This window comes from Pontiella sp., assembly GCF_041622395.1.
GTDB lineage: Bacteria > Verrucomicrobiota > Kiritimatiellia > Kiritimatiellales > Pontiellaceae > Pontiella.
Window position 1 is genome coordinate 1 of the sequence record NZ_JBFJYW010000044.1, and the last position, 17048, is coordinate 17048.

Genomic DNA, 17048 nt, shown 5'->3' on the forward strand with positions numbered 1-17048 from the left:
CCGCCGCCGTTCCTGCCGTGGCGATACCGGTTGCCCTGCGCCGAGCCGATGGTGGCCGAAAAGACGATCAGCAGAAGGATGGTGGTTTGCACTTTCATGACGCGCTCCTTGATTGGGGTTCCACGGGTAGTACACGCGACAGCCCCGAATGGTCACATTGGGCTATGGCTCGCCTGCGGCCCAGAGAGTCGCATGGATGGTTTCGAAATCCTTGCCGTCGCGGAGTCCGGCCCGGACGAGGTCGACCACGCGGAAGATCTCGAACCCCGCCAGATCGCGATCGAGGAAATCGTTCATGAGAAGAAGAGTCTGCCCGTCGGCGAGCCCGGCAAGCGTGAGGGCCTCCCCGGCTTCCACAACGTGGATCATGCGGCCATAGCGGAAACCGCCCGGACGGGAAAACAGGTGCTCGAAGACCTCGATCGGCAGCCCGCTTTCGATGGCCATGCAGGTGTGCATCATCAGATGGTCGTGCTGCCCGCCGCGGCGGCTCCGAGCGGCCATGATCAGCCGGTCCGCCTGCCGCATGCCCTGCAGACGCCGGTCGGCGGCTTGTTGAACCTCCGCCCAGCCAACATGCTTGGCGAGCCCCTCTTCGATCCGGAGCAACACGCAATCGGCCGAAAGCTTTTCGTCGTGGGCGGCAAAGACCGGGCCGAAGAGGGTTTCGGCCTCGGCCAACGGCAGGTCGGCGGCACGGCAGGCGGCCATGGCGCGGTCCACCCGCTCTTCCGAAAGCCCGATGCGCAGATTCTTTGCGCGAAGCTCGCGCCAGCTCTTCGACTGGGCCGCGGCGGGATGTGCCGCGGCCATGCCGCAAAGCAGCAACCCGATGGCGATCCACCTATGCATTGTTGTCCTCATAATAATTGATCACGGTGTTGACCCGCCCAAAGCCGTCGGGGCGGTGCGACGCGCCCTTGGGGTCGGCCACCCAGCGTTCGCCGTCGACCAGGAAAATATATTCGTGGCGGCCCTCCGGCAGCTCGACGGTCGCGGTCCAGTGGCCCGACGCGTCGGGGCCGTCGAGCACGATGTCGCCCATCTTCCAGTTGTTGAAGGTGCCCAGCAGCTCGACCTTGTCGGCGCCGGGGGCATGGAGCTCGAAATGGAAGCCGACTTGCCCCTGCACGTTGGCGGGCTGGAACCGGCCCGTGGCCAGGAGAATCAGCAACGTTGCCGCCGCGCCCGAGAGCGCAGGCGCAATCCAGCGCCCCTGCGACGGCCACCAACCGCGCGGTTGCGTCTTTCGCCATTGCGGCAGCGCCTCCATCACCCGATCGGCAAACCCTTCCGGCGCCCTGGTGCGATGCCGCTTCAACCGCCCGGCCATCTGGTCTTTATTATCCATGGTTCAAAATCTCCGCCAGTTGCTTTCTTGCCCGCATCACGCGCATCTTGGCCGCGCTGATCCCGATGCCGAGAATCGCGCCGATCTCGTCGTACGCCATTCCCTCCATGAACTTCAGCCGCAGCGGCGCACACAGTTTGGGCGGCAGTTGCGCCAGCGCCGCTTCCAGCGCTTCGTAGTCGGGGGGCGCCGCATCGCCTGCCACCTCCCCTTCCTTCAAATAGTTTTCCTCGACCGCCCGCCGGCGCGTCCGCTTCCGGAACAGGTTTTTCGTTTGGTTGGCGCAAATGCGCAGCAGCCACGATTTGAAGGAGTAGTCCGGATTGTACTGCTCCAGCTTTGCATAGGCTCGAATGAAAGCGTCCTGCGCCATATCCGCCGCGTCCTCGTGGTTGCGCGTCATCCCCACGGCCAACCCGTAGACCGAGTCCTGATGGCGACCGACCAGTTGCGCAAATGCGTCCCGGTTACCCTCCAGGCAGGCGCTCACCAACTCCTGGTCTGTCCGTTCATCCATGGCCACGTTCTATCCTCTATACACGCCGACGTTCCAAATCGTCACATCGCGTAACGGGAAGAGTGTATGCGTACGCCCCGCGCGGATCAACCATCGATCAAGCCGCAGGAACGAAGCGCCGGGCGCGAATGCGGCGGCCTTTTCGGCGCTCCACAAAAAAACCCCGCCATCATTGCTGATAGCGGGGTTGAAGATGGCTCCTGCGGCTGGATTCGAACCAGCGACCAAGTGATTAACAGTCACCTACTCTACCGCTGAGCTACGCAGGAATACTCAAAAGAGGCGCACAAGGTACAGGAATCCCCGATCTTGTCAATACCCCGAAACCAACTTTTTTGAATCTAATTGCATCGGTCCAAGCGCCGGTTTTTCTAACTTATTTCCTGGCGGCCCTTTATCGCACGAGCGAGGGTTGTTGCGTCGGAATATTCGATGGCGCTTCCGGCCGGAAGACCGAAGGCGATCCGCGAAATTTTGACCGGGCGGGTGGAGAGAACCTCTTTCAAATAGCTGGCCGTGGCATCGCTCTCGACATCGGTTCCCAGGGCGATCAACACCTCGGAAATGCCTTCGGCGGCGATGCGGCCGAGCAGTTTGTCGACCCGCAGATCGGCAACGCCGGTTCCCTGCATCGGCGAGAGGCGGCCCATGAGCGCATGGTAGCGGCCCTGGAACCCGCCCGACTCTTCGATTTTCATGATATCGGCCGGGGACTCGACGACGCAGAGGATGTGCGCATCTTTGCGGTGGCGGGAGCAGAGCTCGCAGGGATTGATGGACGCGAGCGTCACGTTTCCGCACCGCTCGCAGTTGGCAATCCCGTCGTCGGCCTCCAGCAGCGCGTTGGCCAGAATGCGCATCAAGCCCTTGCCGTCTTGCACCAGCGCCATGGCCATGCGCTCGGCGGTGCGCCGGCCGATGCCGGGCAGACGGCTGAGCGCCGCAACAAGATTATCTAGAGGAACCAGATGCTGCATCGGAAAAAATCCTAATCCGGCCAAGCCGGAACTCAATTTAACCGCCCGCTGCGCCGAGGGTACGGAGCAGCGGTGCTGAACACGCCCCTAAAAAGGGAGTCCGCCCGGCAGGCCCATGCCGCTCGTCAATTTGCCCATCTCCTTGGACATGGTGTCCTGCGCGGAGGTCAGCACGCCGTCGACGGCCGCAAACACGAGGTCTTCGAGCATCTCGACGTCTTCGGGATCGACGGCGTCGGGGTTGATCTTGATGCTTTTGATTTTCATATCGCAGGTCGCCACGGCCGTCACCATTCCGCCGCCGGCGGAAAACTGGACCTCGGTCTTGGCCAGTTCGTCCTGCTTTTTCTTCATGTTTTTCTGCAGGTCCTGGGCCTGCTTCATCATTTTCATCATGTTCATGATTTTAGTCCTTGGTTTTTAGTCCTTAGAGACGGGTTAAATCCAATCCGGCAGCCGGGATTGCGCTGCATCCACGGGTCACTCCCGTATATCGACAATCGCGCCATTGAACGCATCCACGACGGTTTTCACAATGGGATTCGCATACCATTTCTGCTCTTTTGTGAGCATCACCGTATCCTCCGGCCCCTGATCGGACACGGGGCTGTCGGACGGCAACGGGCGGCGGTCGTCGGCCTGGAGCGGTTCGTAGGCAACGGAGAGCATGCGGCCGATATGCCGATCGACCGCGCGGGCAAGCGCGAGCTTGGTGCGGGCATCCTCGAGACGCGAGCAATCGCCGGAGAACTCGGGATCGAACCCGACATAGAGGTGGGTATCATCGGTGCGCAACGGCGCGGTGTTGAGCAGATAGCTCTTTGAGAGGGCATCGGCCTTGCCGACCTGATCGATGATGGCGGGCCACTGGGCGAAGAGCCGTTCGATTTCGTCAGCCGCAGCTATCTTTTTTTTTTGGCCGCCCGCGGCGTAGGAGGGGGTGGTTTCGGCCAAGGCGGATGAAGCTACTGCGCCGGATTTAAAGTTTTTTTTTAGGTCGGCCACCTGTTTGAGCAGCTCGTTGATGGAGACCGTTTCGGCGGCGCGGGAGCACCGGATTAGCCCGGTTTCAAGCAGGGTTTTCTTGGAGAGCGCGTAGCGCATGCGGCCATCGGCCTCGACCAAGGCATCGATGATGCGGAGGACGCGCCCGGCCTCGGTGGCCGGCGCCTGGGCCTGGTAGAACTCCAGCTGGGACTCCGGCAGCTCGAGCGCGACGGCGCCTTGCCCGGCATAGAGGACGACCAGCAGGTTGCGGAAGCTTTCCAGCAGCTCCATCACGACGCGTTGCAGGTCCTTGCCGCTTTGGTCCATTTCGGAAACGATGTTGATGATCGCCGGCACCTCCGATTTGAGGATGGCGACGGTCAGGTTTTCGAGCACATGGCGGGAGACCAGGCCGAACACGGCCAAGACATCCTCTTCCTCGATTTCCTTGCCGCGGAAGGAGATGATTTGGTCGAGGGCGGATTCGGCGTCGCGCAGGCCGCCTTCGGCGCCGCGGGCGATGGCCAACAGGGCATCTTCGCTGATGGCGATGCCCTCTTCCGCGCACCCGGAGCGCAGGCGGTCGACGATATCCTGCACCGAGATGCGGCGCAGATCGAACCGCTGGCAGCGGGAGAGGATGGTGGGCAGCACCTTGTGGACGTCGGTGGTGGCAAAAATGAATTTAACGTGCGCGGGGGGCTCCTCGAGCGTCTTGAGCAGCGCGTTGAACGCCTGCGTCGAGAGCATGTGCACTTCGTCGATGATGTAGATCTTGTATTTGCCGCGGGCCGGGGAATAGCGGGCGTTGTCGCGCAAGTCGCGCACCTGGTCGACGCCGTTGTTGGACGCCCCGTCGATTTCGATGACATCGAGGCTGTTGCCGGCCATGACTTCCTTGCAGGAATCGCAGACGTCGCACGGATGGGGGGTTGGCCCCTTCTCGCAGTTGAGGGCCTTGGCCAGGATGCGGGCGGTGGTGGTCTTCCCCGTTCCGCGGGAACCGACGAACATATAGGCGTGCGCAACGCGGTCGGTCTCGATCGCGTTGGTGAGCGTCTTGGTGACGTGGCCCTGGCCGACAACGTCGGAGAACTGCTGGGGGCGCCATTTTCGTGCTAGAACTTCATATGCCATATTGTTTCGCAATGCGTATCCGAACCGCCGGATACGGTTCATCCCTTCTGCGGCAGGGCAACGAAAGGGCTCCCGGCCAGCGCTCCCGCCAGCGATTCCGAACACCCGAAAAACATGGTTTACCGCTGCTGCCTTCCGACCCTGACGGGGTTCGCCCGTTCTCGTCATCCGGATGCCAACGTTCAACACGCGTGCCGGGAACCGTCTCGTTGTCCTCCCGTTTCAAGAGAAGAAGGGGGAAGATACAAGGGCGGTGTTGGCAAGGCAAGCCCGACGCCCCGGAAACTGTGCAAAGCCTGAGGCAAAGCCCGGACAACCGGCGTGGCTCAGCGGTAAAAGGGAATCAGCCGTTTCAAGCTAGCACACTGGAAACCTTAAACTTTCGGATGATTTTCAACCACCCGCTTCGCTAGAGGTCACAGAGACACAGAGTTCAGAACAGGCTATGCAAAACAGGCTCTTACTCCGGCGGATGGGCGGGACAAACTCCTTACCGCATTGAGTATCAGTGCCCATCTGAGGCAATTCCTTCCGCTGGGGCGGAATTGTGTGGTTCCATTCCCGGATTTAGGTTGAAAGCATGGTATAGACGCCGCACCCCCGCCCCATAATGGATACCATGTTGTAATCCGTCATCGCTCATTGCTCCTGGCCGAGCTTCTTGCAGGGCGCGCTTCCGTCAGTCCGCCCGACGCAGCAACAGGAGGCCGCCAATCTGCCCCAGGACGATCGGGACCCAAGGCAAGAGCCAGGGGTGGAGCTGCGGGGATTTGTCGAAGGTGTCGGAAAGAATGATGAAAATGTAGTAGACGAACATGATGACGAGACTGACCAACATTCCGGCCGAGGATTCCTTGCGGTGCGACTTGATGCCGAGCGGAATGGCGACGAGCACGAACATCAGCGGCGAAATCCCGAGGCAGATGCGCTGGTGCAGCTCCACCATATCCTTGGAGTGCTCCACCGCCATGTCGCGCTTCTTCATCCACTTCTGATCGGACTCCGGGTTGCGGATGCGGTAGATCAGCTCGGTGACCGTCATGTTCTTGCGTTTTTTCGTGATGGTTTTGCTCCCCATCATGTCCTTGAGACTGAAGCGATAGGGGAATTTCTCCAAATTCACATAGTAGACCTCCTCGGAGTCGCCTTTCTTGCGGGAATCCTCGATCCGGACATCGAACAGATCGACCTTCAGCAACTCCTTGGCCTGATCGGTGGTCATGATTCCGCTATCGGCGCGCACGGTCCGGACCACCTCCCCCTTGGAATCGACCTCGTACACGATCAAATCCTTGACGCGGTTTCCGTTTTTCTTGCCGACGTAAATCATGAAGCCGGGGATATCGCGGATGAAACGGCCCTCTTCAAGCAGCTTGATTGGGTCCTCGACGCCCATGTTCTTGAGCAGCTTGCGGGTTTCGTAGGTGGTGTTGGGATAGACGACGAAGAGATTGTAGAGGCACAGGCCGGCGAGCACCCACGAGAAGAGCAGAATCGGCGAGGCGATCTGCCACAGGCTGAGACCGCCGCTTTTCATGGCGCTGATTTCGCTGTCGGACGAAAGGCGGCCGAACAGCAGCAGCGAGGAAAACAGCGCACTGACGGGAACGGCGTAGGCCAGCGCATACGGCAGGTTGTAGAGAAAAAACTTGCCGACGACCGCAACGGGCAACCCCTTGGCCATGACATCGATCGCCTTGTAGATGGCACCGATGCTGAAGGCAAAGGTGATCAACAGCAACGCCGTACCGAACACGGCCAGAAAATCGAACAACAAATATCTACTCAGCTTACGCAACTCGAACCCCGCAAAGAAAACCAATTGATAGGCGATCGCCCCCCAAACCGCAAGCCCGCAGACATTCGCTTTAGGCCTTTGCTTTAAAAGAAATAAGCGACAAAATAGAGTGACCCTCCCTATATGAGTGATATATTTAGCGCTCCCATAGAACATGGCAACAGCATCGGCTGTATGTATCTTGATCCCTCCACACCAAACGACAAGAAAGTTTAAATGGCGTTACCGCACCCAACAGATGCCTCGAGGTCCAAAAAATCACATCTCATTGCATTGTGTCGCAGAGGTTGGAAGGCAACCGCAACCATCGGTCTGTTTTTCTTGGAATTATTTTGCATAAGATCACACCCCTCCCGGTCATTTCAACGAGTGGCATACATTGGGATTTCGATGGCCGCTTGCGCCGTGTTGCTGCGTAGTTCGCCGGAAAAAAACCGTACGATCGGAGAATTGCCACCATGAACAACACGCTGGTGTGGCGGTATCAGTTGTTCAAGCCGTCCGAGCACTTCATCCTGAACCAGACTCAAATGCTGAAGGATTATTCGCCCTTGCTGGTTGGCGGAAAAACGTTCGGGACGCCGCAATACCCGACGCCGTACCGCTGCCTCGATTCCATGGGCGGCGCATTCCTGCTTGGAAAGAGCCTCGAATTCCAACAGCTACTCACCGAATTCCGCCCCGCTCTCATACATGCGCATTTTTGCATTGATGCCTCGATGCTGCTGGGAATTCTGCGCACAAGGAACATCCCTCTCGTGGTTACCTGCCACGGGTTCGATGCTTCGGTACGCCGGGGACAAATGCTCCGCTCCGGAAAGATCCCCTGGATCTGGCATGCGTTGCATGAAAAATCCCTGGGGAAACGGGCGGACGTCTTCATCTGTGTGTCCGACTTCATCCGCAGGAAAATGGCGGAACGCGGGTATCCGGAACATAAGCTAAAGACCCACTACATCGGCATTGATACGGAACGAATCAAACCCGACGGGCAGGCCAACAAATTTGAGCGCCCCACGGTTTTCTCCGCGGCCAGGTTTACCGAAAAGAAAGGGTTGGAGTATTTAGTCGAGGCCTTTCGAAAGGTACGTGCCGACTGTCCGGATGCGGAACTGATACTTGCCGGAGACGGGCCGCTACGCCCACGACTGGAGCGGCAGATCGCGGAACTCGGACTGGGGAAATGCGTGAAACTGACGGGAACCCTCCCGCATTCCAACGTACTGGAAATGATGCGTCGGGCATGGTTGTTCTGCGTTCCGAGCATAACGGCATCCAATGGAGATGCAGAAGGCCTGGGAATGGTTTTCCTCGAGGCCCAGGCGCTGAAAACCCCCGTGGTATCGACACGAAGCGGCGGCATCCCGGAGGCGGTTCGCGACGGAGAGACGGGACACTTGGTCGAGGAACGCAATGCGGATGCCTTGGCGGAAAAAATCACGGCATTGCTCCGGGATGAGTCGGCACGAACAACCATGGGGGAGTCCGCCCGAACCCACATCGAACAAAGGTTCGACATCCGAACACAAACCACCATTCTTGAAAGCATCTATCAGGGCATCGCATAATGAACGAAATGAATCCACGCACCCGCATCTGGTCTTTAGCCGATGGTTTATTCTGGCTGGCCCTCATCCTTTCGCCGGTCCAAATCTTCACGGTACAAACCTTCGGATTCTACCCCTCCCTCGCCGTACTATGCGCATGGATGCTTTTCCCGTTTTCCCTTGCATCCATTATGCGGGTACGGAGGGAGCACCTCGGCCCCATCCTGTTGCTTTTATGCTTGTTGATCGCACAGGCCATCAGCCTGCTATGGTCAAACGACCTGCAGCTCGGCATCCGAACACTGCTGTACGAATGCGTCTTCGTAAGCCTGTTCACCTATGCCACGGCCCACCCCGCCCGCATCGCATCGCGGTTCGAAATGTACATCGTTATGTTTCTCGTTTTAGCGGGGGCCCAAGCCGTTTTAGTCATTCTATTCCGGTTATCCCCGGCTCTGGAATCCGCTTTTTGGGAACAACCCATCGCGCGGATCTTCATCAACCCCAACACACTCAGCGAATGGTCAGGAGAAGCCAAAAACAACGTATGGAGCGTTGCAAAATCCGGAGGGTTTTTTAACAACGCCAACGTCGGAGCGATTTTTTGCGGGGTCTGCTATTGGTTTACGCGATATTTCTCAACGATCAAACGATCGGTCGCCCCGCGTTGCGCGTCGTATCTCTTTGTGGTTTCCGTATGCTGCAGCGGCTCCAAGTTCGCCATTCCGTTGCTTGTGTTTTTTCTATCCGCGTCGTTGATCGTCAAGCGAGCAAGACGCTGCAGTTCAATTCATCTAGGAACGGCCCTGTTGTGTTTGGTGGCTCTCACCGCCACCGATGCCCGCAAAGACAGCCTCCCGCCACTGGCCAAAGTCGACGAACGGAGTTTTTCAGAGCGCATTGGAGGAACCAGCTCAATCCGGCTGGAATGGTGGAAGATGGCCGGCGAAGTCATTGCGTCCCACCCAATCAAAGGAGCGGGTTTCGGAGGATGGGAAGCGTATTTCTCGACCAACGAAAATCCGCGGAAAGTGCATCTTTCGAGCTATCCCCCGCACAACACCTATCTACATGTCTGGGTGCAAAGCGGACTCATGGCATTGGTGCCGGTTCTCGTGTTTCTGTTTCTGTTTTTGAAGGCCTCGCTTAGATTGTGGAGGACTTGCAGAACGGCCCTGTTTCTTGCATTCGCCGCAGCCTGTTGTTTTGTCCACTCGGCGATTACCAACTGTTTCTTTTTCGGTGAAGAACACATTATGCCGCTGATGGCCCTGAGCACCGCCCTTCTATTTGCCGGTCTTCCGTTACCGGTGGAACGCAAGCTACGCGACCCGAGCGCCTCCCTAGGCATCGGGCCAAGCGAAGGGTAAAAGGTTGACGGATGAATTCCCCCCGATTCTTCAAACCACTTTTTACCCTGTTTTGCGGGAACCTCGCCGCGAAACTGCTAGGGATCCTGCGGGAGTTGCTTCAGTCGGCCCTGTGGGGAACCTCCCTGATCGTCAGTTCATATCGCATTGCACAAACTGCGGTTTTCATCCCGATCAACTTTTTGACATCCGAAACACTCTCCGCCGGATTCATTCCGATGTTGCGCCGTCTTCGCCATGAAAACAAGCAACACGCCCGCACTTTGGAAACCGCCGTATTCCTGTTGGCGGCATTGCTTTCCGTGGCGATCACCATCACCTTGCTTTGCAAAACGGGCCTGCTCATTCGCCTGCTGGCTCCGGGCTTCGGGGCCGAGGGGAGAGACCTGTCGGCAATATTCGTCCGCATCATGGCGCTTGGCGTTCCCTTCTACATCCTCGGCACCTATTTTTCCTGTCGGGAAATGGCGGGCGGCTGCTTCTTCCTGCCTTCGATCAGAGCCAGCCTACAATCGGTCGGCCTGATCATCGGTTTGATTCTTGCGCATACGGCGTCAACTCCCGCCTGCATTGCCGGCGGCTTCACGGCGGCCTACATTGTATTTTTTGCGACGGGCCTGCTGCGGGCCTTTCGGCAGGGGTGGTCGATCGGGAACATCGCCCTCCTTAGGGAAAACTCCGAGGTTTTAAGTCGATTTTGGCTCACGATCCGCCCGTTGCTACTGTTGCCCTTTTTCCTGCAAGGCTCGATTGGAATCGAAAAAGCCATTGCCTCGCTTACGGGATCCGAATGCGTTGCCGCGCTCGAATATGCAAAGTTCATCACGGAATCCGGCATCTATATGATTGCGGTGCCACTGGGACTTGTCGGGCTGAGCATGCTGGGCGATTATCCGGAAAAAGATCTTCAAGACTGGGTCGGGGAAAAGATCTCGATGGTGCTTCTGGTTTGCATTCCGGTTTCATTTTTTCTTTTTGGGTTCGGCAATCCCATCATTCGGCTCTGCTACCAACGCGGAGCCTTCGATCATGAATCCACGCTTTTGACCGCGTCGATTTTGCGGTTTTTAGGCATTGGTTTCTGGGCCCAGGTGGGCGGGTACTTTTTGATGAAGGTCTTAAATGCCCGCGCACGCAACCGAACCTTCATTATCATTATGTTGGTGGCCTTAACGGTGCAATCGATCATAAGCTTTCTGGGCTACCGGACATACGGTCCGCGGATCCTTGGATTCTCCCTTTCGGTTTATGGCCTGATCACCTTCCTGGCGGGAGCATTGGCCCTGCACTTGCCGGGCAAGGTTTATCGAATCATTGCGTGGATGCTGGCCGGGGGGAGTCTATCGCTCGCCGGCTTAGGCATGCTCGACAACTATGAACCCGCCGAATGGCTACGCACCTTGGCCTTCCTATGCACTTGGCTCGCGTGGATTGCCGCAATTCCTCCGCTGAGAAAACTTTCCATGCAACATGCATTGATCCTATCCCATTCCCTACGAAAAAAATGAACTTCATACTTTTATCAACGGCGGAGTGGAGCAATCCATTCTGGACCAACAAACAGCACGTGGCGGTTGAGCTGGCCCGACTGAACCACAAGGTGCTGTATATCGACAGCCAAGGCATCCGGAAAGCATCCGGCAAGGCGCAGGACCTTCGCCGCATTTTCAAACGGTTGCTCAAGGCCTTCCGCCCTCCCTACAAGGATCGGGGCGTCTGGGTGTGGTCGCCGGTCCCGTTGCCGCTACGGCGCATCCCCTTCGTCGATCGCCTGAACCGGAACCTGCTGAGTTGCGGCATCCGATTCTGGAGTCGGGTCCTTGGATTCGATGCTCCGGCACTTTGGACCTACAGTCCTTTAACGACGCGGCAACTCGCTTCTCTACGTCCCTTCGCCCCCGTGATCTACCACTGCGTCGACGACATAAAAGCACAACCGGGCATGCCTGCGGATTTGATCGAGAAAGCCGAACAGGATCTTCTTAGAGCGGCCGACTTCGTCTTCGTGACCTCCCCCGAATTGAAAACGGCGTGCGAACAACATGCCTCGCCCATCTTCTATCACCCGAACGTCGTCGACTTCGATCATTTCAACCAAGCAACCCAAGACGCCCTCCGAATTCCGGACGACCTGGCCGCCATAAGAGCGAAAGGCCCCGTTCTGGGATTCGTCGGCGCGATCAGCGGCTATAAAATCGATTTCGATCTCCTTGAATACGTGGCAACCCGCAACCCGCACCTCCAACTCGTCCTGATCGGCAAGGTCGGCGAAGGAGACCCATGGACCGACGCCGGAAAGCTGAATCAACTGGAGAACGTCCACCTCTTGGGTCCTCGGCCCTACGAACTGCTCCCGAGCTACCTCAAGGGATTCGATGTCGCCCTGCTTCCGTGCCGGCTGAACGACTATACCAAAGCCATGTTCCCCATGAAGTTTTTCGAATACCTTGCCGCCGGAATACCCGTCGTCAGCGTCAACTTGAATGCCTTGGATCAATACGGCGATGTCGCGGGATTGGCCAAGGACTACGCGGAATTCAATGCCATGGTTATCGGGTATGTCGAAACCTTCCCCGCAAACCGGGTCCGATCCGGAATTGAATTGGCGGCGAAAAACACCTACCAAACCCGCATGCGCAAGATGCTTGACTGCATTGAAGGAGCAAAGCAATGAACCGGGTTGCCATCGTGCACTATTGGCTAATCAACTACCGCGGCGGAGAAAAGGTGGTGGAAGCGCTTTCCAAAATCTATCCCGACTCGGATATTTTCACCCACGTCTACGATGCCGAAAAGATGCCCGAACAGATCTCGCGGCACCAGGTGCAAACCACCTTTATCGATCGCCTGCCCGGCGGGAAGCAGTGGTACCAATCGTATCTGCCCCTGATGCCGCTAGCGCTACGCCAACTCGACCTTTCCCCCTACGATCTCATCATCAGTTCGGAATCCGGCCCGGCAAAAGGCATTCGAAAACCACCCCACGCCCTGCACATTTGCTACTGCCACACCCCGATGCGCTACCTTTGGGACATGGCCGACTACTATTTCAAGGAAGCCGCTTTCATCAAAAAGGTCGGGATGAAGTTTTTTTTGCCGGCATTGCGGAAGTGGGATCTTTGGTCGGCGAGCCAGGTGGACGTTTTCGTGGCCAACTCGCGGTTTGTCGCCGAACGAATCAACCGGATTTACGGCCGCGAAGCGACGGTGATCTACCCCCCGGTCAACGTGGATCGGTTCATGCGGCTCGAAAAAAAACCGCAAGGCTACTATCTCTATTTTGGACAGTTGACCGCATACAAACGGGCCGACCTCGCGGTAGAAGCGTTCAACCGTTCGGGACGAAAACTCAAAATTGCGGGAACGGGGGAAGAACGAAAAAAACTGGAAGCCATGGCTTCGGGAAATATTGAATTTCTCGGACGCGTATCCGACAACGAACTCGATGAACTCTATGCCGGAGCCGAAGCCCTCGTATTCCCCGGAATCGAAGATTTCGGCATTGTTCCAGTCGAAGCACAGGCCGCAGGCTGTCCGGTGATCGCGCTGGCCGAAGGGGGGGCTTTGGAAACCGTGATAGACCGTGTTACCGGAATCCTTTTCCAAAACCCCGAGGCCGAATCGCTGAATCAAGCAATCGACGAATTTGAAAGCAGCACCCTCTCCAGCCAGGCGTGCAAGGACAACGCTCTCCGCTTTTCCGAACAACGGTTTCTCGAAGAGTTTTCGGCTTTCGCACAACGACAACTCATCGCGCACCACTCCTAAAGACCACGGCAAAAAAGGTCTTTGACAGGATATAGATATCCAGCCAAACCGACCAGTTGCTGACATAGTATTTGTCCAGCCGCACACGCTCTTCATAGCTCAACTCGTTGCGTCCCGACACCTGCCACAGGCCCGTGATTCCCGGCAACACCATATCAAACACATCGGCGTTTTCGCCATAGTGGCGCAACTCGTCTTCTATGATTGGTCGCGGGCCAACCAACGCCAGCTTCCCCTGCAGAACATTGAACAGCTGGGGGAGTTCGTCGAGACTGGTCATCCGCAACCACCGTCCAATGCGGGTTATGCGGGGGTCGTCGTCAAGCTTACCAAAGGTTTCCCACTGGACTCTCAAGGCAGGATCGGAGGACAGCAGCTCTTCCAGGATTTCCGGCGCATCCAAGACCATTGTCCTGAATTTGTAGATATTTATTTTACGCCCGTTTTTTGCAATACGGCTATGCTTGAAAATCACAGGGCCGGGGGAATCCAGTTTAATGAGCAATGCAATGACCGCCATGAGAACCGTACCGACCACAGTGCAGGGAATCGTGAGTGCATAGTCGAGAATCCGCTTTAACCGATAAATATTGGGAATCAGCAGATTGTGGCGAATCTCCAAACCAAGCGTACCGCTGATATCCTTGGGAGAGACCCACGCGGTTTCTTCGATTCCCAGACAAGGCACGAACAGGAGATGGGGAAAATCGATGCCGTACTGTTTCACGATCGCGGAAATGTAGGCAGAATCCACATTGTCCTCAGCGATGATGGCGTACTTGATGGACAGCGCAGAGGAAACCGAATGAATCCGATCCATGGAACCCAGATGCGTTGCCCCCGGCGGCATAAGCACTTCAGATTCAGCCCGATCGGAAAAATACCCAACCGGCAACAAACCATACTCCGAATGGCTACTGAGTTGCTGGTATATGGAAGAGGCGATCTTGCCCGAACCGATAATGACCGTTGAAACCCCCCACCACCCCCGGGACGCGAGAACTTTCCGCAAAAAAACCCGGTTTGCAGGAATTAAAACCAGGCACCCCAGATACGAAGCCAACAGAATTGCGCGGGAATAGAGATAGTTGTCGGGATGATAAATATAATTGGAAAAACCCAGTCCGAGAAAAATCATGCTGGTGGCATAGAAAATACGGCGAATTTCCTCCACAGGCCCAATGGAGGCGCCGGAATAGATGGCGCACCCCTGATAAAGACCCGCCTTCTCGAAAACGATCCAGAACACAAAAAGGAACGGATAGAGTTTAAAATAGCTCCATGGCTTAAAGTCGCCGCCAAGCCACAACCGTAAAAAAACCATGGAAACGTACAAGAGTGAAACGGAAAACAGATCCAGGCCAACCGCCCCGACTTTTACCCAAAAAAACCTGTTTCCAAGCTTAAACTTCATCGCGGGCCTTCCCACCCCATTCCACGTCGGCATATTCAAGCGAGACCAACCATGCCATCATTACCACATAGAACGAGACAAAGATCCCTTTGGCAAAAAGATCTTCCGTGAGACCGAACACCGCAAACCCGAGCACGACCACCAGCACGCCGGGAACCGCCAACTCGCTGTTCTTCATCCGACCGGAAAGACACACATACAGCGGATAGCCCCAGAAACACAGCAGAACCGCAAGGCCAACTATGCCCCCGCTGGACAGCGCCGAAAAATATGAACTATGGGGATGATAGAACTTCCGGACCCCGCCCTCGTGTTCCAATTCGAAATAAAAGCTTTCAGGCCCGATGCCCACCCACGGTGACCGCTTGAAGTTTTCGATGGCCTGCCGCCACATCAAGATCCGCAATCCCGACGACGTATCCATTTCTTCGTCTTGAAAGTATTGCATGGACTCATCAATCGCCCGCTCAAATCCATTGCGAACCGGGGCGACGCCAAAACCCACGCCGGTCAGCAACAGGGCGGCGACCCCGCCGATCGCCACCCGCTTCCTCAGGGAATGACGGGAAAAAAAATAATGGAACGCAATAATCACAACAAACGGAAGGAAAAGCCACGCGCCTCTGGTTTCCGACAAGATGGAAGCGGTTAGCCCCATTACAGCGGCAAAAAGAGAAACCCCGGCCATAAGTCGGTTGCGGCGGAACCATTTCACCCCCAACAGCGACAAACTGCCAAGCACCACCGTCAAATCGCCAAACGTGATCGGATAGCATCCGACGGTGGTTACGCGGGTATCATGCAACAGGGCGAATGCGATGGAATAAAACCCCATAACAATCGACCAAGGGATTACAGACACCATCAGAAAACGTTCCCCGACCTTCAGCTTGTGAAACAACATCACCAACGGCAGGAACATCAGGAAGCGCAGCGGTTTCGAAAGGCCGGCAAACTCAAGCAACGGCTTCTCGGAAAACGGCCATTGAAGCAGCGCCCAGACAAACCACAAACTAAAAACAACCGTCATTCCCTTCGCAAGCGGGAACGTTTTAAAATCCGCCCGGCGCACGAGTAATATCGCGCAGATCAAACCCATCACGATAATTGCGCTGGAATAATGATCCACCAAAAGGATCGCTCCCGGGAAAATATACAGCGCCACCGTCATGAAAACAGCAACGCTTTCTTTCCAATCCAAGTTTTTCAACAGCTGCTTCAACCTTGTTCCTTTTATTGCAAAAACTGCTGGTCGTAGAGACTTTTGTAGAGCGCATCGGAGGCGTAAAGCGCCGAGTGCGGTCCGTGCGCGCGCATCACGCCATCTTCCATCACCACGATTTCGTCGGCCATTTTGATGGTGGCGAAGCGATGGGCAATCATGAAAACGGTCTTGCCGCGCACCAGTTTTTCGAGCGCGCGCTGGATCTTTTCCTCGCTTTCGGAGTCGAGCGCGGAGGTGGCTTCGTCGAGAATCAGGATCGGTGCGCTTTTGAGGAAGGCGCGGGCAATGGCAATGCGCTGTTTTTGCCCGCCGGAGAGCCGCGTGCCGCGCTCGCCGACGACGGTGTCGTAGCCCTTTTCCAGCTCAAGGATGAAATCGTGGGCAAAGGCGAGCTTGGCCGCGGCGTGGACCTGCTCGTCGGTCGCTTGGGGATTGCCCAAACGGATGTTGTCGAGGATCGTTTCGTTGAACAGGAACGTGTCCTGCGAGACGACGGAAATGGCGGCGCGCAGTTCGGTGGAGGAAACATCGCGCACATCCTTCCCATCGATCCGGACGCTCCCTTTCTGGACATCGTAGAAGCGCGGAATCAGGTCGGCGATGGTGGTCTTGCCCGCCCCGCTCGGGCCAACCAGCGCCACGATGCTGCCCGGCTTGAACGAAAGGTTAACGTCGCGCAGCACCCATTCTTCGAGGTAGCGGAAACTCACGTGGTCGAATTCGACCTGCCCTTTGACCTCGCCGAGTTCGACGGGATTTTCCGGCTCGGGCACGGCGTTGGGTTCATGGAGGATGTATTCGATGCGCTCGAGGGCGGCCTCGCCGCGCTTGAGCGCCATGTGCATGGCCCCGAACTTCTTGGTCGGCTCATAGCAGAAATAGAAGGCGCCGAGCAGCGCGACCGCTTCGTAATCGACGCCTTTGAGGCGCATATAGACGACGGCGACGGAAACGCCG

General features: G+C 56.9%; 15 protein-coding genes, 1 tRNA gene and 1 other RNA gene. 5 read left to right on the forward strand and 12 right to left on the reverse strand.

Annotation, left to right across the window (positions count from 1 at the left end; genetic code table 11):
* Positions 1 to 162 precede the first annotated feature (162 nt).
* The 9 genes from ABYO54_RS04155 to ABYO54_RS04195 all read right to left on the reverse strand — a co-directional run bounded on the left by ABYO54_RS04155 (position 163) and on the right by ABYO54_RS04195 (position 6746).
* Entirely contained in the window at positions 163 to 852 is a 690-nt protein-coding gene (locus ABYO54_RS04155) for a hypothetical protein (protein WP_372806984.1), read from the reverse strand.
* Complete coding sequence (locus tag ABYO54_RS04160) at positions 845 to 1351, reverse strand: glycogen-binding domain-containing protein (protein WP_372806985.1); 507 nt, start codon at positions 1349 to 1351, stop codon at positions 845 to 847. Before ABYO54_RS04160 ends, ABYO54_RS04155 begins: the two co-directional genes overlap by 8 nt.
* Positions 1344 to 1868 (reverse strand): RNA polymerase sigma factor, encoded by a 525-nt coding sequence (locus tag ABYO54_RS04165; protein ID WP_372806986.1) that lies wholly within the window; start codon positions 1866 to 1868, stop codon positions 1344 to 1346. The genes ABYO54_RS04160 and ABYO54_RS04165 overlap by 8 nt, the downstream gene beginning before the upstream one ends.
* A gap of 194 nt (positions 1869 to 2062) precedes the next feature.
* Positions 2063 to 2137: transfer RNA gene (locus tag ABYO54_RS04170), tRNA-Asn, on the reverse strand.
* 102 nt (positions 2138 to 2239) lie between these two features.
* Positions 2240 to 2845 (reverse strand): recombination mediator RecR, encoded by a 606-nt coding sequence (gene recR / locus ABYO54_RS04175; RefSeq protein WP_372806987.1) that lies wholly within the window; start codon positions 2843 to 2845, stop codon positions 2240 to 2242.
* Between the two features lie 87 nt (positions 2846 to 2932).
* Complete coding sequence (locus ABYO54_RS04180) at positions 2933 to 3247, reverse strand: YbaB/EbfC family nucleoid-associated protein (RefSeq protein WP_372806988.1); 315 nt, start codon at positions 3245 to 3247, stop codon at positions 2933 to 2935.
* Positions 3248 to 3325: 78 nt separating this feature from the next.
* Positions 3326 to 4969, reverse strand: a complete 1644-nt coding sequence (dnaX, locus tag ABYO54_RS04185; protein ID WP_372806989.1) for a DNA polymerase III subunit gamma/tau — start codon at positions 4967 to 4969, stop codon at positions 3326 to 3328.
* An 83-nt stretch (positions 4970 to 5052) separates the two neighbouring features.
* Positions 5053 to 5150, reverse strand: an RNA gene (ffs, locus tag ABYO54_RS04190) — signal recognition particle sRNA small type.
* Positions 5151 to 5648: 498 nt separating this feature from the next.
* On the reverse strand, positions 5649 to 6746 hold the full coding sequence (locus ABYO54_RS04195) for an LptF/LptG family permease (RefSeq protein WP_372806990.1): 1098 nt from the start codon (positions 6744 to 6746) through the stop codon (positions 5649 to 5651).
* Between the two features lie 479 nt (positions 6747 to 7225).
* Between ABYO54_RS04195 and ABYO54_RS04200 the strand changes: the two genes are divergently transcribed.
* Genes ABYO54_RS04200 through ABYO54_RS04220 form a run of 5 tightly spaced genes read left to right on the forward strand, consistent with a single transcriptional unit; the run spans position 7226 to position 13452 of the window.
* Positions 7226 to 8335: a glycosyltransferase gene (locus ABYO54_RS04200; protein ID WP_372806991.1), complete on the forward strand. Its 1110-nt coding sequence runs from the start codon at positions 7226 to 7228 to the stop codon at positions 8333 to 8335.
* Positions 8335 to 9684 carry an O-antigen ligase family protein gene (locus ABYO54_RS04205; RefSeq protein WP_372806992.1) on the forward strand — a complete coding sequence of 450 codons (1350 nt, stop codon included), beginning with the start codon at positions 8335 to 8337 and terminating at the stop codon, positions 9682 to 9684. Before ABYO54_RS04200 ends, ABYO54_RS04205 begins: the two co-directional genes overlap by 1 nt.
* Positions 9685 to 9695: 11 nt before the next feature.
* On the forward strand, positions 9696 to 11192 hold the full coding sequence (gene murJ / locus ABYO54_RS04210) for a murein biosynthesis integral membrane protein MurJ (RefSeq protein WP_372806993.1): 1497 nt from the start codon (positions 9696 to 9698) through the stop codon (positions 11190 to 11192).
* Positions 11189 to 12358, forward strand: a complete 1170-nt coding sequence (locus ABYO54_RS04215) for a glycosyltransferase (protein WP_372806994.1) — start codon at positions 11189 to 11191, stop codon at positions 12356 to 12358. The genes murJ and ABYO54_RS04215 overlap by 4 nt, the downstream gene beginning before the upstream one ends.
* On the forward strand, positions 12355 to 13452 hold the full coding sequence (locus tag ABYO54_RS04220) for a glycosyltransferase (protein ID WP_372806995.1): 1098 nt from the start codon (positions 12355 to 12357) through the stop codon (positions 13450 to 13452). The genes ABYO54_RS04215 and ABYO54_RS04220 overlap by 4 nt, the downstream gene beginning before the upstream one ends.
* Here ABYO54_RS04220 and wbaP read toward each other — a convergent pair.
* The 3 genes from wbaP to ABYO54_RS04235 form a co-directional block, all read right to left on the reverse strand.
* Positions 13433 to 14866 (reverse strand): undecaprenyl-phosphate galactose phosphotransferase WbaP, encoded by a 1434-nt coding sequence (wbaP, locus tag ABYO54_RS04225; RefSeq protein WP_372806996.1) that lies wholly within the window; start codon positions 14864 to 14866, stop codon positions 13433 to 13435. The genes ABYO54_RS04220 and wbaP overlap by 20 nt on opposite strands.
* On the reverse strand, positions 14856 to 16088 hold the full coding sequence (locus ABYO54_RS04230) for an O-antigen ligase family protein (RefSeq protein ID WP_372806997.1): 1233 nt from the start codon (positions 16086 to 16088) through the stop codon (positions 14856 to 14858). The genes wbaP and ABYO54_RS04230 overlap by 11 nt, the downstream gene beginning before the upstream one ends.
* Before the next feature lie 11 nt (positions 16089 to 16099).
* A partial coding sequence (locus ABYO54_RS04235) for an ABC transporter ATP-binding protein (protein WP_372806998.1) occupies positions 16100 to 17048 on the reverse strand: 949 nt, incomplete at its 5' end.